Here is a 15,510-nt window from a genome sequence, read left to right on the forward strand (position 1 = left end):
AACACTTCACGCCACAAGCTGCCTAAGTTGCCATTTGTGATGCAGGACTGTCTTGCGCAAAGCAGAGCGGGCTCAGCTTGTTTTGGAGCGACTTAATCAGCACTACCCCGAAACACCCATTCCCCTAGACCACTCCGATCCGTTCACCCTTCTGATCGCAGTTCTCCTGAGTGCTCAATGCACAGACAAAAAGGTGAATGAAGTCACACCAGCACTCTTTGCTGCAGGGCCAACACCACAGGCGATGGCATCTCTCGATGAAACAGAGATTTTGAGCTTCATCCGTCAACTCGGCCTGGCAAAGACAAAGGCCAAACACGTTCGCCGGCTCTCTGAACTGTTAATCAGCGAGCATGCCGGGGCTGTACCCAACAGCTTCAAGGCCCTCGAAGCACTTCCAGGCGTGGGGCACAAAACGGCCAGCGTTGTGATGTCCCAGGCCTTTGGCGTCCCTGCCTTTCCCGTCGATACCCACATCCACCGCCTTGCCCAACGCTGGGGCTTGACCAATGGTTCATCCGTAGCCACCACAGAACAAGACCTCAAACGACTCTTTCCAAAAAGCCAGTGGAATCGACTTCACCTGCAAATCATTTTTTACGGCAGGGAGTACTGCTCAGCACGGGGATGTAATGGAACGATCTGCCCTCTCTGCAAAGAACTCTTCCCCAAGCGTCGAAAAGCAGTGATCACGCAGAAGGCGTGATTAGTTGAAGTCGTTTTGGCTATCCGACTGAATGGTGCAATTTGCCGTTGGATAACTCACGCACAACAGGGCATAGCCCTGACCCATCTGATCGTCATCTAAAAAACTTTGATCGGATTGGTCTACAGACCCCGTGAGAATTTTTCCAGCGCAGGTTGAACAGGCGCCGGCCCGACAGGAGGATGGCAAGTCAACACCCGCCGCATCAGCGGCATCGAGAATGTAGACGTCGTCTTCGCACTCGAAGCTGCTACCACCTTCGATGCTGATCGTGTAAGAGGCCATAATCAAAACCACCTGACCCGTTGTTAGCCGTGACTGGTGATCCGCGCCAAAACCGCACGGCAACCTTCAACAGGATCACGCACCACAACATGGGCCTGCTGTCGTAGTGGAACGATGAAGCGGCGCTCCCCAGGAAGCATTTGCCAAAACGTTTGGTGAAGAACAGAGATCGGAGAACGCCCACGCTCACGAACATCACGGCAAAGTCGTCGCCAAATACGACGCCAAAGTGGTGTTTCGAGATACACCACGACAGCGATCAAAACTCTGGGAAGGATCGCTTGAGGCCCGTAGGCACCCTCCACAACAATCAGGTCATAACCAGCGGTAAGGCAGCTTTCTCCAATGGGCCGGTAAACAACCACGCGCGAGGACATGTCGTAGTGACGCAAATGAGTGAGCGTTCCCTCTCTGGCCGCTTGCAGATCGGCCAGAAGAGCCTCTGTATCAATCGCATTGATCGTGTCAAACCCAGTGATCGGATCAGGCTTGTACCGACTTCGGTAGTAGTTGTCGCAATGCAAGGAAAGGGCAGTAAGCCCGATTGATTCGAGCTGTCGCACCAGACCATTCACAAAATGAGTCTTGCCAGATGCCGACCCACCACAAATACAAAGGAGAGGTGGGGAACCATCGGCATGATTCAAATTGTTGAGGGTATTCTTCGTAGATTGGTCCAACGAAAGCCTCCACCCTGAATCAGGTCTACTCATACCAACGGGCTACACCAGAGATCCAGGCCAGAAAAAGTCAACAAGTGGGCCAACAACTTAACTGAAGCGTGCGTCTCAACAAGGAATAAATCAAAGGCTTCAAAAGTGGTGATCTCAAAGGCTGAACATACAAATTTCAACACATCACTGAGGATGGTGAAGTTGCAGTCAATTAACTATTGTTGATTAAAAAATCAACACATCAAGCTAACTTAAAACTGCTTAAATTAACAAACGAATGGTTTTACCGCGAACCACTTTAGACAAAGAGCCGAAGCGAAGAAACCATGATCCAATAAATTTCCATGGCACGACAAGATTTATTTTGACAAAAAATGGAAAGAGAAAACAAAACTCAGGCAAAAAGAACAAGCGAAAGAGTTATTTGGATGCCAATAAAGTAATATATGCCGCAACATTGGTAAACAATTACAGCAGAGCAGAGTGGCTGTACGGCTAATCTCTAAATTAAGAACAAGTAACACAATGCATTCATTTCCGGAAAAGTGGGCCGAGCCTACATTTTTAGAATTTGCATATGATAACTATGGCATTTGGTGGCGTTGCCGAATTGCACATCTATCCTCAGTGTCAAAGACCAAAGAAGCTCGGGCTTTATTTGCTGAATGGGAGACAGGATGCAACGACTAATTGAAATTTATAATATATTAATGCAAAAATAGGTGAGGAGAAGGTGAACGCGTGTTATTGGCGAGGCAGAACAAACTGGCGGTTTGTCGATCAAGGAAAGACCTGGAATAAGCGAATGGCATAGAAAAACGAGCGGGAATCATGCACGGCAACCAAAAAAGATAGATGAGAATAGACAGTAAATGAGTTGTAAACAAAGACAAATAGGGAGGTAGCAAAAAGCACTCGCAAGAATGGAGCTGGGAAATTCATCTCGAAGCACGTAAAACACGATGCCGCATTATGTATAAATTGTCATAAAACAAATGACCAATGATTCAGTCAGGAAAAGTAGTGTTAACAACACTGAAGCAGGGGGTTACTTAATTCGTACTCTGTGAAAGCACAATGGTTTGTTTACATGCAATCCTATGGAAATCCATCAGTCAGCTATGACTGGTGGGCAGGAAATTCAGGAGTAGCCAAGCGATCTGGCTCATTTATTGCAGCGCATGCGGCACATGCTGGCCTCATCATGTTCTGGGCTGGTGCATTCACTCTCTTTGAATTGGCTCGCTACAGCAGCGCATTGCCTATGGGTGACCAAGGATTAATTTTGCTGCCCCATATGGCGTCTTTAGGCTTAGGCCTCGATGCTAATGGAACAATTGCAAATACAGAGCCATACATTGCTATTGCTGCCTTTCATTTGGTGTCTTCAGCAGTTTTGGGAGCCGCTGGAATTTGGCATACGCTAAGAGCACCAAAAGACTTGTCTGAAGCAGAGGGACGAGCACAAAAATTCCACTTTGAATGGGACGACGCTAAAAAACTCACCTTTATCCTTGGCCACCATCTGATCTTTCTTGGATTGGGTGTTATCGCATTCGTTGAATGGGCCAAACACCATGGCATCTATGACACTGCAATAGGTGCCGTTCGCCAAGTTGAGCCCAATATAGATCTAGGAATGGTCTGGGGTTACCAGACAAATTTTCTCTCAATCAATAGTCTTGAGGACGTGATGGGAGGACACGCCGTTCTGGCATTTATCCTCACTATTGGTGGGGTCTGGCATATCATTTCAAGTCCATTTGGGCCATTCAAGAAGATTTTGATCTATTCCGGAGAAGCCATCCTGTCTTATTCATTAGCAGGCATCGCTCTAATGGGATTTGTTACTAGTATCTGGTGTGCACAGAACACTCTGATCTATCCAGTTGAGTTTTACGGAGAGGCACTGAAACTCAATTTCGCATTCTCTCCATACTTCAGTGACACTGCTGCAGTCTTAAACAATGGACATACAGCAAGGGCCTGGTTAGCTAATACACATTTCTATCTTGCCTTCTTCTTCCTTCAAGGCCATTTTTGGCATGCACTACGCAGTATGGGATTCAACTTTAAAAGTGTATCTCAGGCGTTAGAAACGATGGATACGGCAAAGGTAAGCTAAAAACGACACGATAAGTACCTACCGCTCTCCTAAAGCCAAAGCCCCTCTAAGCCCTAGAGGGGCTTTTTATTGTAGAGAAACAGAATTCATTGACCAACACTTATTGATGCAGAAAGTACGGATAGCAGAATTAAAAAAACACCAATCACAACTGATCAGGTTTTGATTCTTTCGATTTGATCAGTGGCAAACAATCAAGACGAAGGCCTCCAACTATTGAAATGAACAATGGTGTAAAAACCATTGCGACGACCAGAAGCCCGATAGGTTGAATCGTTGATTCATGACGAGCGAGAATCAACACCCCAACACACATAGATGTGTATGCAATCGAAAATAGAAATACTTTCCAATTCATTGTATCGTTATCAGTTAGAAGAATTTTGCTTGTACTGTTGAGTAGCTAACTGAATTTGTCCAAGAGCTGCTCGGCCAATGTTGAACCCAGCCCAACCCAGTGCTAAAAAAATAGGTGCAAAATCAAGAAGGATTCTAAAGTCCAACAACGACACCAAAAGAAAGTACAAGTATCACAATTTAAACGCAAGAACTCATATCTTTAGCTACAAATAAAGCAATACCGAAGATCTTTTAGAGGAAGAATATGATTCAAGCTTGGAGAACATTTAGTACAGTACAATAATTCGAGAGTGTAGTAAAAAATAAAACAATGAGTTATTTGCAATGCAACAACCGAGGATCACTAGAGTTTGTTCAATGGTGTAGTGAGCTTTTCGAGATGATGGTTGAACCGAACTGGGATTACTTTGTTAATGAGCCACTTGACAGTGGAACGATTCGATTCGAAACAAAAACAGAGCGGGCACTTTTTGCTCGTGTGATTGCTGGAGAAGCAAATTGGATGGAACAGAATTCATTAGATCGATTAAACACTTGGAGGCTTGCAAAATATGACCTAGAGGCCTTTCTTGATGGGCGCCGTGCTGCTAGAGCAAGAGCAAGTCTATGAGTGCTATCGTCGACTGCGATTCAATTTCACACTCAATAGTCAAGGAGAATAAAATGCCTAAGAACAATCCGTAATACATAACCGTTGAGCAGAAATCAAACCAAAGAATCAATGCCTTGACTAGGTATTAAGCAATAAGATAAATGTATGCATTTTTCAAATATCTTCCAATGACAATGAAAACTAGCAAATTGCCAAAACTATTTATGTTAAGACAATAAAATTAGAATTGTGAATCTTTTCAGATGCCCGAATGAGTCATTAGTTACGAATGCAAAAATGGCAGGACTAAAATTTAATAAATAAGCAAAGACATGTACCAAGACTATACCGCTATTTTACTTATGTTGCTCACGGCGATACCACTAGCCGTTGTTGCAGCTACAATATTCTTCTACATACGGAACAATGACAGGAAAACCCCACTAAAGAGAGACGATTTTCATCGCTAATAATAATATTTACAATTGAATAAATTACTATATTTTATTTCTGTCTTTATCGGATTTCGACAAGCGCTCGTTATAGCGCATTAATGATAAACAATTGAATCCAAATTTTTCAGGTGTATTTGTCGGTAGAATTATGTTTATTCGATGCTGAACACTTATACAATTGACGCACGAATAGCCTATAAAATAGTGCAGCGTGATTATCAATTTGCTGATGATGATTTCTTGGCGAATCTTACTAAGAATTAAACATAGCATCAAAAATAGATAGAATAATTACGACGCTTGAAATAATGCCAATGGATAGTGATACTCTCCAGATTATCAATGACCTCCCTTTAGGTTCGTTGTAAATTAAATTGTCAACAGATGTGCGCGGTCTGTTTGCAACATTAAATGCCTCGATAGACATCATAATGTTATCTTGAATGAGACGATCTCTCCAACTTTCACCATACCTGGGCAATCGCTGATAGATAGGAATCTCTCCGATTGCTTTACCTGGAAGAGTCCTATTAACTTGTCGCGGCACATCATCGTAACCAAACCTTTGCATATACTCATCACTATCTAAAATGGTATCAACGAAATAATTAAATCCACGATCTGCGATCAAAATTGACCAAGAAAGCCTTTCACGAATGCTATAAATAGGCCGCCCTAAAACTCTTCCAATCACCTGTTCAACAAGTCGATTATTATTATTGCAAGCAACATAACCCCGATAGAAACGATCAGATAGCAGTAAGCCTCTAATGAAATCTCTTGTTTCAATACTGCCACTTTTAAACTGTGACTCAAGAAATAAATCTCGGTCAGAGTTCATTGAGTGAAAAAATATTTGCCGATAACATTTTTCTATTAATTCTATAGAGGAATTCAAAGATGTGTCTTTTCGAGAATCGTTGTTGAAAGAATAGATCGTTTCTACTCGAGAATTTTGAGTCTTATAGTTAAAATCCAATCTATTGCTCGACGAAAGATTTCCCATACCGATTACTTATTAACCTATAAACTATGATTACGCATCTAGCCGCAAACAGCGGACAAAATTTGTCATTAAAGTGGATTATTTGTTACTTACTCTCCTTGCAACATACTTAAAGGGGTTTAAGTCCATACTTGAAGTGTCTATAAATAACTTGTTATCATAAACAGTCATCATAATTACTACATACTATATTTGACTTGCAGCTTGAAGATTTTATACCGTCCGCAGATCGATAAGTTTCAATCATTGACAACGATACGGGATGGTAAATTATCCTGACCGTACAAATTGCAATGGCACTTTCCGGCTTCGAAATCGCTACAGGTGGTATCACGTCAATTCCAGTTACGGCGGCTCTTATATTTCTAAGCTATAAAGCTTTTGGTGAAAAAAACTTAGATACTACCAAGTATAAGCCCAAAAAACCTGTACAAACTAAGAAAGCTGGTCCTTCAAAAGAGACGTCTGAATCCGAAAAAGCTGATGTTTCTAAAAAGGATACAGATACAAATAAGAGCGCGACAGAGAGAGAATCAGCAACTATTAAGAAAAGCCCTAATGACAAAACTGTTAACTCTAGGAAGTCAATAGATATAAAAGATTAAGTGAGGCCAAAGATTGATGATAAAGAAATAACTTCAGCTGTACCAGATTCCAAGCCTTAGGATTAACCACAAATAGCCTTCAGATCATATTCAGGGTCGATAATCATTTTGATGCGGATAAGATATATAAATATCTTCTAAGCTAAATCACCGGAATATTAAATGCAAGCTCTATCGATTTGAATGATAGATAAAGACGCAAATAATTGTGTTGCTATTATATTCGAACGACTCATGTGTATCTTGTGATCTGACGCTATGTAGATATTGGGGGTTTAATTGTCTCATTTGATAAGTAAATAAGCAGCATAGAATCATTTTACGAGTTGATGAAATGTAGAATTTATAAAATATTTATTTCATGAATTTTCTGAACGTTGTTATTGGTTCTTCTTTGGCAGCCTGGGTTCTGATTGGAATTAGAATGCATGCTTCATGGATTATGGATACTTTTCTAAGAGAAACAGAAAAAATTGATTTTCAACAATATGAGATTGATAATAATGGATATAATTCAATTTCAGTTGACAAGAATCTTAAGCCACAAAAACTAGTTGTCTACGGATATTGGGGAAACCTAGACGAAAGCTTAGGAGATCAAGAGAAGAAAAAAAGAAGTCCGATTGTCTTTAGATTAGTCAATGCAAGTTTGATTTCATTTACCGCGATCTTTGTTCTAATTATTTGCAGCAAGGGTTTCTTCTCTAGCATTGGTGTTTATTGAACCATAACATAACAACAATTAACATGAGATTGACGCATACATAATCGTGTCATCAGAAAGAATCATTGAATAAGACACTAAAAATAAATTAAATTTTTAATTATAATTCCTTAGAACTCAAATCATGTTACGCATCAGGATTCTTGGTTCGCATTAATACGTTGTCGAATTTGTCGTGAAGGCCGTCTACAGAATTGCAGGCCCATCCACCCCTGCATTCACCAGAAGGGGTAGATGTGTTCGCGACCTGTCGATCCCGTCTAAGAACGACCAATTCAGAATGGTCGATCACAGACTTAGTAAGAGTATTAAACGCTCGCAACAAGCGTGACATATGTGCATACAGCTCGCGGATATAGATTACACACAGGTTGCAGATAATTGTCTTGTATTCGTAGCTCTGGATAAGCGAGTTAAAGAAAGGCATCAAACGACTCATGCCAGCTGATCAATGATTTTTAAGCAATCTGAGGCATATGCTGTGAGTGTTATGTTCTTCAACTAGGAGTATCGAATATCACAGCAGATCACAGGCTGGTGACATAATCCGTTACATTATTGAAAATGCACTTCTAAAGCATGGACGACGCGAAATTCGGTTTTTCCTCTTTTGCCGAACAGTGGAATGGCCGTCTGGCAATGATGGGTTTCATCATTGGCCTCGGTACGGAGCTGCTGACTGGCCAGAGCATCCTGCATCAGATTGGACTTGGCTAAATACATGCAGGATCCCGACGTTTGGGTTCCAGAGAACAGTGCTGGCTATTACCGACTCTTTTTCTTTGGATCATTCATCGCAGGGCTTGGGGTGGGAGCCAACACGGTTGGCCACTATCTTTGGGTATCGATTCAAGCCATGAACAACTACTTCTAGTTTCCTCTGAGAACCACTGGCTGATACTCAAAGGGCACTCTGCGAAATAACTCAATTTGAGTTTAGACTAGAACTAAGCTCAACAAATTAATCAATCTGAAACCTCTCAGATTATGCGACACAACCAACTGTGTCGTTTTTTTTGAAGATGTCACTATATTCAGCAATTGAGACTGCGTTCCCATTAGCTAGTCTGGAGTTTGATGACTTGGACAAATATTGTTAATCGCACAACAAATGTTTTACATCCTCTCTTTACGCGAAGTGATTATCTAGTGAATTTGGATATGAATTGCTCGACCCGGGCCCCAATTGCTTAGGAATAAATCTTCGTAGTTAAACAGTGATTGATACAATTATCATCATGCTTGAATCTTCGAGTGAAACTTATATTTTTTACTACAATGTGCCTTAATCGCGAGACATTTTATATCTCGCATAATTGTTTTGGGCGTCATAAATAAATAATCTGCTATTTTCGTGTACGACCAGCCTTGCTTTCTCAAGGCGACTGCTATGTGTAATCTTTTATACCTCCAGCCCTTTATCGGACCCAAGTGATGCGAAATGGGATTTGAAATTGTCATTGTTAATTCCAAACTGTTAACACATTATCTTGATCAGTCCGAATGGCTGATTAATTCCAACAAGCAGGCGCTAATAAAGACCAGAATAATACATCAAACGATACACATAAACTGGGTGCTGACAATCGCCAACACAACCCTGGGTGGTATAAAATTATCGCACGAAGAGCAACATAAACATCTATCGATCCTTCTTGCACAACAATAATTATGTGGGTTGTAGTTAATGATGTCTGCTTTCAAGATCACAATGCATACCCCAAAGGGATTGCAAACATTTGAATGTCAGGATGATGAATACATTCTTGATGCAGCAGAGCAAGCGGGATTCGATATGGCATATTCATGCAGAGCAGGGGCTTGCAGCTCATGTGTTGGAAAAATATTAGAAGGTACAGTCGATCAATCTGATCAAAGCTTTTTAGATGATGATCAAATCGAGGAGGGCTATTCATTACTCTGCGTAGCATACGCAACCTCAAATCTTACGATAAAAACAGAGTGCGAAGAAGAATTGTGGTAAGTATGAATCAATAAAGTGATTTAGGATATTCACCCATTCTTAGGCAAATGGACCTGTAAAGGAATCAAGAGATCTAAAAGTTTTAAACGCCACTTCTAACTTTACTACTGTTGCTGCATTCTGGATGCTTCCCTCATCAGAATAGTATTTGGTGAAGAGTTGAAACCAAACGCTGCTTATTAAGGATTGGATTTTTCGGTAAAGTCGCTAAAGAAACGGATTCAAACGACTTAGCGTTAACAATTAGGACTTGCGTCGACGAAACCTGGCACGCCTCGAGCGACGAGTTAACACACCAGCGAGTTGGACAAAGCCCATGACAGCAACAACCGAATAGACAAGCTCGACTGTAAAAAGCCAGGTTGGTGTTTCCATTCCTTGTTTATATTCAGTTCCAGAAAAAGCAACAGACTCATTCGCTACCAATCTGCGTAACAACAGGAAAAGAATGATCAAGCAGAGATTGCATCCATCTCGAAACCATTGAACTCTGCATCATTCATGGAACCATCGTCTTATCAGTTCAAATACATAGCATTCAGAAGGGAATTATTAAAATCACAGCCTTTTTTGATTTCTCACTTAAATGCTATCCAAAGCAACAAGAGCTACTGTACACTAGGCTTGGCAATTGTTATACATAAGAAGCCAAAATAGCTTGGTAGAATATAAAAAAGTACTGATAACAATACGGGCCCTAAAGCAGGAAGGTTTCAAACTCGGAACCAGTTCGTTTGATAGCCAGTTCACTTCATAATCCGACACCCTCCAATGGCCATAACTCATAAAAACAAACGGCTTATTCTCCAGTGAACCAGTGGAGTGTTGTTCAAACGATCAAGCAGACGCTGCAGATGCCTGCACGCCAGGCCACATGGCAGCGAACTCTGCATCAGACACAACCGGGGTGACATCGAATTGGATGCCAAAGCCTTCGATCCAAGGTGCGAGATGGGCCCACACTTTGCCGATGTCGGCAGCCACCGCAATCGCCATTCCTTTTCCACCGATTGGATCACAAACGCGGTACTTCAGTTCAAAACCTTCGAAGTGATCGCCAGGCCCTCCCGAATTGATGTATCCGGCAAATGAAGGGCAGGCTTCCCAAGACCCCTGCACTGTTGGGAAGTTCCAGACAATGAGGTAGTGCTGCATGGGGCTGTGGCTTCAGATCTGGTTGTTTTAACAGCAATCGATGGTGTGCGATGTGATCGATCAGACGAATCCCTGGGGCTGGCCATCCAAGAAGAGTGGTGGCGCGCAATCGATCTCCTCCCCCCTCCAACTGAAGGCCTGAACAACGGAACGCGCAATGAAAGCTTACATTCGGTAGCGGTTGATACAAAAATGCTATTCTTGATGCACGTTGAGCTTCCAATCGAAGCTGCAGTCAGACCCATGCCAAGCAACGGGGGCGTGGGCAATGAAGGAGTGTTTTATGAACACGCTTCAACTGATCAAAGCCCGCGCCGTGAAAAGTCGGGCCGTTGACCTTGCACGTTCCGCCATGGTCCGTGCCTTTCGGAATGCTGATTACACCGACAACCAGCACACACCGTTAGTCCCTACCAACAAATCACAATTGCGGTATAGGGGCATTGCCTATGAAGCAATTGGGCAACAACAAGAAGCCACTGCTGGACGCACACTTCGGTACCGCGGAGTCAGCTACGGCGTGTACTAAATCCGGATAACGACGATGATGGAGGTGGGAGGTTCACTCCCGCCTTTTTCTAGGGGAGGCGATATTGCCAAGGCTGTTTGGTCGAACGGTTCAAAATCGAGCGCTTGGAGTTTCCGTCGTTGTTTTAGGAACTGCTGCGGCCCTGACCCTTCCACTCGCCCACAAAACGTTCAACTTGGCCCGGGCAGGTACGGCCTACAGCGCAAAGATTCTCTGCTCCGGCGTTTTGATGGCCGGAATGGATGCAAACCGGCTCAAACGTGAAGATCTAGCGCTCGCCCAAGGACTAATCCAAACCCAAATCGATGTCAATCGTGGAGTCGTTCACGCTTGGGCGTTCCTTGGACTTGTGCGAGGCAAAGCTGTTCGTCAAGGGAATCTTGGGTGTAGTCAAGCAATTGCCAATACCAAAGTCGTCAAACTCCCCGATCAGAGAAGAGAACAACCAACAAATCCAATAGTTCAAACAACTCCCTGGAAGATTTCATCCGATGCAGCAGACATACCACCAAGAATTAACAGAAATAAACTAGACAAGGCCATCAGAAAGGCATTTGAAGAAGCACAAGCCTCTGCACCAAAACGCACCCGCGCCATTGTTGTTGTGCAAGACGGCTGGGTAATTGCTGAAAGATATGCGGATGGCATCACACCGGAAACACCTTTAATTGGTTGGTCGATGAGCAAAAGTCTGACCCATGCGCTGATTGGAATTGCTGTTGAAAATGGTCAATTACGGCTTAATGAACCGTTGTCACTACCAGAATGGGGCAACAACAAAGATGACCGACAAAAAATCACACTGGATCATCTCTTAAGAATGAATAGTGGCTTGAGATTTGATGAACGTTCAAGGAGCTTGGATTCAGATTTAGTGCAAATGCTTACTCAAGAAGCCAACACAGGAACATTTGCATCGAAACAACCACTGACAGGACGAGTGGGGCGGGATTGGTCGTATTCATCAGGAACAACCAATATTCTAAGCCGAGGATTACGTTTAGCGATTAACAATGATCCTGCGTACTGGAGCTATCCCTATGAAGAACTATTCGAACCGATAGGAATGAACACGGCCTATTTAGAAACCGACGCGTCAGGAAATTTCGTAGCATCATCTCTTGGATGGGCTAGCGCCAGAGACTGGGCTCGATTTGGCTTGCTATACCTCAATCAAGGGGTATGGAATGGTTTACAAATACTTCCTAAAAGCTGGGTTCAACATGCCGTAACTTCTTCTAAAGGATCGAAAAAAGGATACGGAGCTCATTGGTGGCTGAGCTCTAAACGCCGCAGACCCGACTTACCAAGAGACAGTTATTCAGCGGAAGGATATGAAGGACAACTCATCCTTGTGGTACCCAGCTACAAAACAGTGATTGTCCGGTTAGGGCAAACTCCGAAACGAAGCAGCTTCAATCCCAACAAATTTGGAGCCTCGCTTTTGTCGGCACTCACACCTAAGGAATGAGTATCAACAAAACAAGACTCCCTAGCAATCAATAATCAATCCTGATCACCACCTTTGGGAACAAAAAGTTGAGATGCGCCAATGAGTAATCCTGTGATTAACAGAGCAGGGAGGATGACGGAAGGACCACCCTGAGCCGTCTGGGATGCGAAGAGCAGCATGGAGGGATAGCGAAAAACCATTGATCACATTGGCAGATCCAAGGGCATTCGCGCCAGCCTGCAAACGTTCTTTGCAGACTGGTCAGCAAGGAAGAACAACAGGAAACAGAAAAAGTTCTCCTTGGACGACTTGCGATGGACGATGACGAGGCACTCCTCTCGAACGAACCGCTTGCGAAGCGACCGCAGGAACAAATACCTTCCGAGGACGAATCAGAGATTGCTGCATCCAGGCATCAGCCTGAAAGGGTGCATAAGGGGAGCTTGTCGACATGGCACTAGACCAACTAATACACTTGTTCTAGTGCACTTGTACTAGTCCGTCAAGTTCAAATTCCGCAACCCCCCTCCATCTCATCTCCCGGCAGATCACGGAGCTGTTGCAGGCGTTGAAGAAGATCAGAGTCTCCAACAATCACCCTTCGACAGCCGTCGGCACCCACATAGGTCAATCGACCATGGTCGTCCACGATTAAGGCCGTCAACGGAGTCACTGGGGGGAGTCCTTCCATGGCGAACCTCCTCTGAGCCAATCCACCATGGCAGAAGAACAGCTTTCATCATGGGAAAAAAGCGCCACATCAAACTCAAGCCGTCCAAATCGCTTCGAAGGGTGCTCAACGGCACGAATCAAGAGGGAGATCTGCTCAAACGCCTATCAACCATCGAACAACGTTTGAGCAAGGTCGAGCTCGCGCTAGCAACAGGCCAAGGCGCCCAAGGAGGCGTCGAGGATTTTTATATGGATGCAAACTATTCCGCGCAGGCATCTCAGCTGGATGCCTACCGCAGCTGGCTCGCCCACTTCGAGAAGAAGCCCGACGCTGTCGAACCCGGACGCACCGCCCACGAAATGGCCGCCCTTGCGGCCTCAAAGGGCTCCCTCAAGCCACAGAAAAGCGATCAGTAGGTAGGCACTTATCCCTAAAAGCCTTTCACCACGGGGCTTTTGCACAGGTTTTCCACAAAGGGAAAATTGCCCCCTCCTGGGTGACAGGCGACTGCTCCGACTGCTTGAGCAAATAGGGGCGTCCAATCAAATTTTTCTGTATCCCACTCCATGGGTGGCGTCTGTATCTTTAGACACAATGCAGTGATAGCAATGATTTCCGTTTGCAGCGCGACTTGAACGATCCAACGTCTGTCAGCCGCTGTTTGTTCTGGGTCTCGATTTTTAAGACCCATGACTCTCGCTGAAGATGGGCAGCTCAACCCAAAAAGCAGCGAATTTCGGCAAAAAACTGTGGAAAACCAACAGCAACAATGCGATATCTGCCATTGCTCGGGTCAGACCCATTTTCGGGTCACGAGTGACAAGCAAACAAGCTGGTTGTTTGTCTGCCCCAGTTGCTGGTCAACATTGGTGCAAGAGAAGGGATATCGCTACGGCGGAACACGAAAGGCAAACCGACGACAACGCAAATCATCGAACAAGCCTTAGTTCAACGAAAGCGATCGTCCTTTCCAAGTCCATCCACGACCCGTAATGCTTCTCCAAACCGATACGGGAGCGATCGCACCCACCAACAGTCCACCAACACCCATCAACCACCAGAACTTCATTGGCACGCCAAAGCGATCTTTGATCCAAAAACGGAGCAGAATTTGAAGACCTAACGCCATCCCCGCAAGTAGGGACGAGGCCACAAAAATCTTCATTAGATCGAGGGGCAGCAGCAAAGCCAAGGCAGCACAGATGGGGAAAAGAATCCATGGAGAGGCAAACATCAAAACCACCACTCCTCCAGCAGCTAAAGCCTTCGGAATATTGCGATCTAGGCCAAGGAACCAATTTTTTGTCCATCCCTCCCAAAGAGCAGGAAGATCCGAATACATCTGCAGATCTAGGGCATCGAGGCCGAGCACGTAGCGAAGACGAAAACCTGACGTTTTGATCGTTCGAGCCAATGCAAGATCTTCCACAACTTCACCTGCTAGAGCACGATGACCGCCAATCGCTTCGTAGGCATCCCGACGAAACAACATGAACGGGCCAGCAGCAAATGCCACATCTGACGAGGGGTTGTTCGCTTCGACGATTGGGAACCCGAGGCCCAGCAAACTTGCCATGATCGGTTGAACCATCCATTCCGCCTGACACTGACAGACGAGGCGTGGAGCAAGACTGAATAAATCGGCCTGCTCCTCCATGGCCTGAAACAGCGCACGACGCAGGGCTGTTGGCCGCAACTCCACATCGGCGTCGATGAAGAGAACCCACGTACTCTTCACCTGCTCCATGGCCCTTGCACAGGCCCAATTTTTGCCAACCCAACGTTCGGTAGGGGGGCGTGGGCCGGCCTGAATCAACGTGAACCGGTCTTGCTCATGCATGGCAAGAGCGCATTGCTGAGCCAAATCTGCTGTGGAATCTGTCGACATATCGTCGACAACCACCACACGCCAATTTGAACAGGGTGGCAGGGATTGAAAGACACTTCCCAAACTACGTTGGATATTCAACGATTCATTGAACGCTGGAATCACAACCGTGAGGCTGATTTCATCACGGTCGCCATTGCCATCAACCACTGCTTCATCGTCGATTGCAACGAGAGGATTGAGTTGCGGGGCTTCACGAAACACACGTCTTAAACCCAACAAAAGAATCAACAGTCCAAGAAATGAGGACAACGTCAGGGCCAAGCAAAGCAGCGATACGATCAAATTTGTCATGG

20 protein-coding genes are annotated in these 15,510 nt (G+C 44.6%); 11 read left to right on the plus strand and 9 right to left on the minus strand.

From position 1 onward, the window contains the following. The first annotated feature begins 52 nt into the window (after positions 1-52). The gene (nth, locus tag BL107_RS08675) at positions 53-706 is read left to right on the plus strand and encodes an endonuclease III (protein ID WP_009789950.1); all 654 of its coding nucleotides are present in this window, start codon (positions 53-55) and stop codon (positions 704-706) included. On the opposite strand, the gene BL107_RS08680 is transcribed toward nth, so the two are convergent. Both BL107_RS08680 and BL107_RS08685 read right to left on the minus strand, forming a co-directional pair. Continuing rightward, positions 707-991, minus strand: a complete 285-nt coding sequence (locus BL107_RS08680; RefSeq protein ID WP_037988384.1) for a 2Fe-2S iron-sulfur cluster-binding protein — start codon at positions 989-991, stop codon at positions 707-709. It lies immediately after the preceding gene. A 23-nt stretch (positions 992-1,014) separates the two neighbouring features. Then, positions 1,015-1,671 carry a uridine kinase gene (locus BL107_RS08685; protein WP_369791570.1) on the minus strand — a complete coding sequence of 219 codons (657 nt, stop codon included), beginning with the start codon at positions 1,669-1,671 and terminating at the stop codon, positions 1,015-1,017. A gap of 1,084 nt (positions 1,672-2,755) precedes the next feature. Here BL107_RS08685 and BL107_RS08690 point away from each other — a divergent pair. Beyond that, the gene (locus tag BL107_RS08690; protein ID WP_037988387.1) at positions 2,756-3,790 is read left to right on the plus strand and encodes a chlorophyll a/b binding light-harvesting protein; all 1,035 of its coding nucleotides are present in this window, start codon (positions 2,756-2,758) and stop codon (positions 3,788-3,790) included. Positions 3,791-4,158: 368 nt separating this feature from the next. On the opposite strand, the gene BL107_RS12300 is transcribed toward BL107_RS08690, so the two are convergent. Then, a complete protein-coding gene (locus tag BL107_RS12300) occupies positions 4,159-4,293 on the minus strand; it encodes a photosystem II protein Y (RefSeq protein WP_009789954.1) in 135 nt (44 codons plus the stop codon). A 239-nt stretch (positions 4,294-4,532) separates the two neighbouring features. On the opposite strand from BL107_RS12300, the gene BL107_RS08695 reads away from it, so the two are divergent. After that, complete coding sequence (locus BL107_RS08695; RefSeq protein ID WP_156779432.1) at positions 4,533-4,760, plus strand: hypothetical protein; 228 nt, start codon at positions 4,533-4,535, stop codon at positions 4,758-4,760. A gap of 690 nt (positions 4,761-5,450) precedes the next feature. On the opposite strand, the gene BL107_RS12305 is transcribed toward BL107_RS08695, so the two are convergent. Then, the gene (locus BL107_RS12305) at positions 5,451-6,038 is read right to left on the minus strand and encodes a phycobilisome rod-core linker polypeptide (protein ID WP_009789955.1); all 588 of its coding nucleotides are present in this window, start codon (positions 6,036-6,038) and stop codon (positions 5,451-5,453) included. Between the two features lie 458 nt (positions 6,039-6,496). Between BL107_RS12305 and BL107_RS08700 the strand changes: the two genes are divergently transcribed. The 5 genes from BL107_RS08700 (at position 6,497) to BL107_RS08720 (ending at position 9,516) form a co-directional block, all read left to right on the plus strand. Next, complete coding sequence (locus BL107_RS08700; protein ID WP_009789956.1) at positions 6,497-6,808, plus strand: hypothetical protein; 312 nt, start codon at positions 6,497-6,499, stop codon at positions 6,806-6,808. 361 nt (positions 6,809-7,169) lie between these two features. Beyond that, positions 7,170-7,532 (plus strand): hypothetical protein, encoded by a 363-nt coding sequence (locus BL107_RS08705; RefSeq protein WP_009789957.1) that lies wholly within the window; start codon positions 7,170-7,172, stop codon positions 7,530-7,532. Between the two features lie 579 nt (positions 7,533-8,111). Further along, the gene (locus BL107_RS13120) at positions 8,112-8,249 is read left to right on the plus strand and encodes a high light inducible protein (protein WP_009789958.1); all 138 of its coding nucleotides are present in this window, start codon (positions 8,112-8,114) and stop codon (positions 8,247-8,249) included. A gap of 4 nt (positions 8,250-8,253) precedes the next feature. Continuing rightward, positions 8,254-8,406: a hypothetical protein gene (locus BL107_RS12665; protein WP_009789959.1), complete on the plus strand. Its 153-nt coding sequence runs from the start codon at positions 8,254-8,256 to the stop codon at positions 8,404-8,406. An 816-nt stretch (positions 8,407-9,222) separates the two neighbouring features. Further along, positions 9,223-9,516 carry a 2Fe-2S iron-sulfur cluster-binding protein gene (locus BL107_RS08720; protein WP_037988925.1) on the plus strand — a complete coding sequence of 98 codons (294 nt, stop codon included), beginning with the start codon at positions 9,223-9,225 and terminating at the stop codon, positions 9,514-9,516. An 837-nt stretch (positions 9,517-10,353) separates the two neighbouring features. On the opposite strand, the gene BL107_RS08725 is transcribed toward BL107_RS08720, so the two are convergent. Continuing rightward, positions 10,354-10,671, minus strand: a complete 318-nt coding sequence (locus BL107_RS08725) for a DUF3303 domain-containing protein (RefSeq protein WP_009789962.1) — start codon at positions 10,669-10,671, stop codon at positions 10,354-10,356. Between the two features lie 283 nt (positions 10,672-10,954). Here BL107_RS08725 and BL107_RS12310 point away from each other — a divergent pair, with 283 nt between their 5' ends. Together BL107_RS12310 and BL107_RS08735 are read left to right on the plus strand one after the other, a co-directional pair. Beyond that, positions 10,955-11,200, plus strand: a complete 246-nt coding sequence (locus tag BL107_RS12310; RefSeq protein ID WP_232192912.1) for a DUF4278 domain-containing protein — start codon at positions 10,955-10,957, stop codon at positions 11,198-11,200. 64 nt (positions 11,201-11,264) lie between these two features. Then, positions 11,265-12,671 carry a serine hydrolase gene (locus BL107_RS08735; protein ID WP_232192914.1) on the plus strand — a complete coding sequence of 469 codons (1,407 nt, stop codon included), beginning with the start codon at positions 11,265-11,267 and terminating at the stop codon, positions 12,669-12,671. Positions 12,672-12,706: 35 nt separating this feature from the next. Here the strand turns inward: BL107_RS08735 and BL107_RS13250 are convergent, their stop codons facing one another. Both BL107_RS13250 and BL107_RS08740 read right to left on the minus strand, forming a co-directional pair. Continuing rightward, positions 12,707-12,832 carry a hypothetical protein gene (locus BL107_RS13250; RefSeq protein ID WP_255344621.1) on the minus strand — a complete coding sequence of 42 codons (126 nt, stop codon included), beginning with the start codon at positions 12,830-12,832 and terminating at the stop codon, positions 12,707-12,709. A 329-nt stretch (positions 12,833-13,161) separates the two neighbouring features. Next, positions 13,162-13,344, minus strand: a complete 183-nt coding sequence (locus BL107_RS08740; RefSeq protein ID WP_037988392.1) for a hypothetical protein — start codon at positions 13,342-13,344, stop codon at positions 13,162-13,164. Between the two features lie 50 nt (positions 13,345-13,394). Here BL107_RS08740 and BL107_RS08745 point away from each other — a divergent pair, with 50 nt between their 5' ends. Next, on the plus strand, positions 13,395-13,742 hold the full coding sequence (locus BL107_RS08745; RefSeq protein WP_009789965.1) for a hypothetical protein: 348 nt from the start codon (positions 13,395-13,397) through the stop codon (positions 13,740-13,742). A gap of 14 nt (positions 13,743-13,756) precedes the next feature. Here the strand turns inward: BL107_RS08745 and BL107_RS13125 are convergent, their stop codons facing one another. Beyond that, on the minus strand, positions 13,757-14,017 hold the full coding sequence (locus tag BL107_RS13125) for a hypothetical protein (RefSeq protein ID WP_009789966.1): 261 nt from the start codon (positions 14,015-14,017) through the stop codon (positions 13,757-13,759). 252 nt (positions 14,018-14,269) lie between these two features. Next, positions 14,270-15,508 carry a glycosyltransferase family 2 protein gene (locus tag BL107_RS08760; protein WP_009789968.1) on the minus strand — a complete coding sequence of 413 codons (1,239 nt, stop codon included), beginning with the start codon at positions 15,506-15,508 and terminating at the stop codon, positions 14,270-14,272. Positions 15,509-15,510 lie beyond the last annotated feature (2 nt).

The sequence above is a fragment of the Synechococcus sp. BL107 genome (assembly GCF_000153805.1).
Taxonomy (GTDB): Bacteria; Cyanobacteriota; Cyanobacteriia; order PCC-6307; family Cyanobiaceae; genus Parasynechococcus.

Bases quoted from the DNA above. Each gene is read 5' to 3' on its own strand.
- BL107_RS08740 (WP_037988392.1), bottom strand. From the start codon at position 13,344: ATGGAAGGACTCCCCCCAGTGACTCCGTTGACGGCCTTAATCGTGGAC.
- BL107_RS12305 (WP_009789955.1), bottom strand. From the start codon at position 6,038: ATGAACTCTGACCGAGATTTATTTCTTGAGTCACAGTTTAAAAGTGGC.
- BL107_RS12310 (WP_232192912.1), top strand. From the start codon at position 10,955: ATGAACACGCTTCAACTGATCAAAGCCCGCGCCGTGAAAAGTCGGGCC.
- BL107_RS08700 (WP_009789956.1), top strand. From the start codon at position 6,497: ATGGCACTTTCCGGCTTCGAAATCGCTACAGGTGGTATCACGTCAATT.
- BL107_RS13250 (WP_255344621.1), bottom strand. From the start codon at position 12,832: ATGCTGCTCTTCGCATCCCAGACGGCTCAGGGTGGTCCTTCCGTCATC.
- BL107_RS08725 (WP_009789962.1), bottom strand. From the start codon at position 10,671: ATGCAGCACTACCTCATTGTCTGGAACTTCCCAACAGTGCAGGGGTCT.
- BL107_RS08695 (WP_156779432.1), top strand. From the start codon at position 4,533: ATGGTTGAACCGAACTGGGATTACTTTGTTAATGAGCCACTTGACAGT.
- BL107_RS08720 (WP_037988925.1), top strand. From the start codon at position 9,223: ATGTCTGCTTTCAAGATCACAATGCATACCCCAAAGGGATTGCAAACA.
- BL107_RS13120 (WP_009789958.1), top strand. From the start codon at position 8,112: ATGGACGACGCGAAATTCGGTTTTTCCTCTTTTGCCGAACAGTGGAAT.
- BL107_RS08680 (WP_037988384.1), bottom strand. From the start codon at position 991: ATGGCCTCTTACACGATCAGCATCGAAGGTGGTAGCAGCTTCGAGTGC.
- BL107_RS08690 (WP_037988387.1), top strand. From the start codon at position 2,756: ATGCAATCCTATGGAAATCCATCAGTCAGCTATGACTGGTGGGCAGGA.
- BL107_RS13125 (WP_009789966.1), bottom strand. From the start codon at position 14,017: ATGGGTCTTAAAAATCGAGACCCAGAACAAACAGCGGCTGACAGACGT.
- BL107_RS08760 (WP_009789968.1), bottom strand. From the start codon at position 15,508: ATGACAAATTTGATCGTATCGCTGCTTTGCTTGGCCCTGACGTTGTCC.
- BL107_RS08745 (WP_009789965.1), top strand. From the start codon at position 13,395: ATGGGAAAAAAGCGCCACATCAAACTCAAGCCGTCCAAATCGCTTCGA.
- BL107_RS12665 (WP_009789959.1), top strand. From the start codon at position 8,254: ATGCAGGATCCCGACGTTTGGGTTCCAGAGAACAGTGCTGGCTATTAC.
- BL107_RS08705 (WP_009789957.1), top strand. From the start codon at position 7,170: ATGAATTTTCTGAACGTTGTTATTGGTTCTTCTTTGGCAGCCTGGGTT.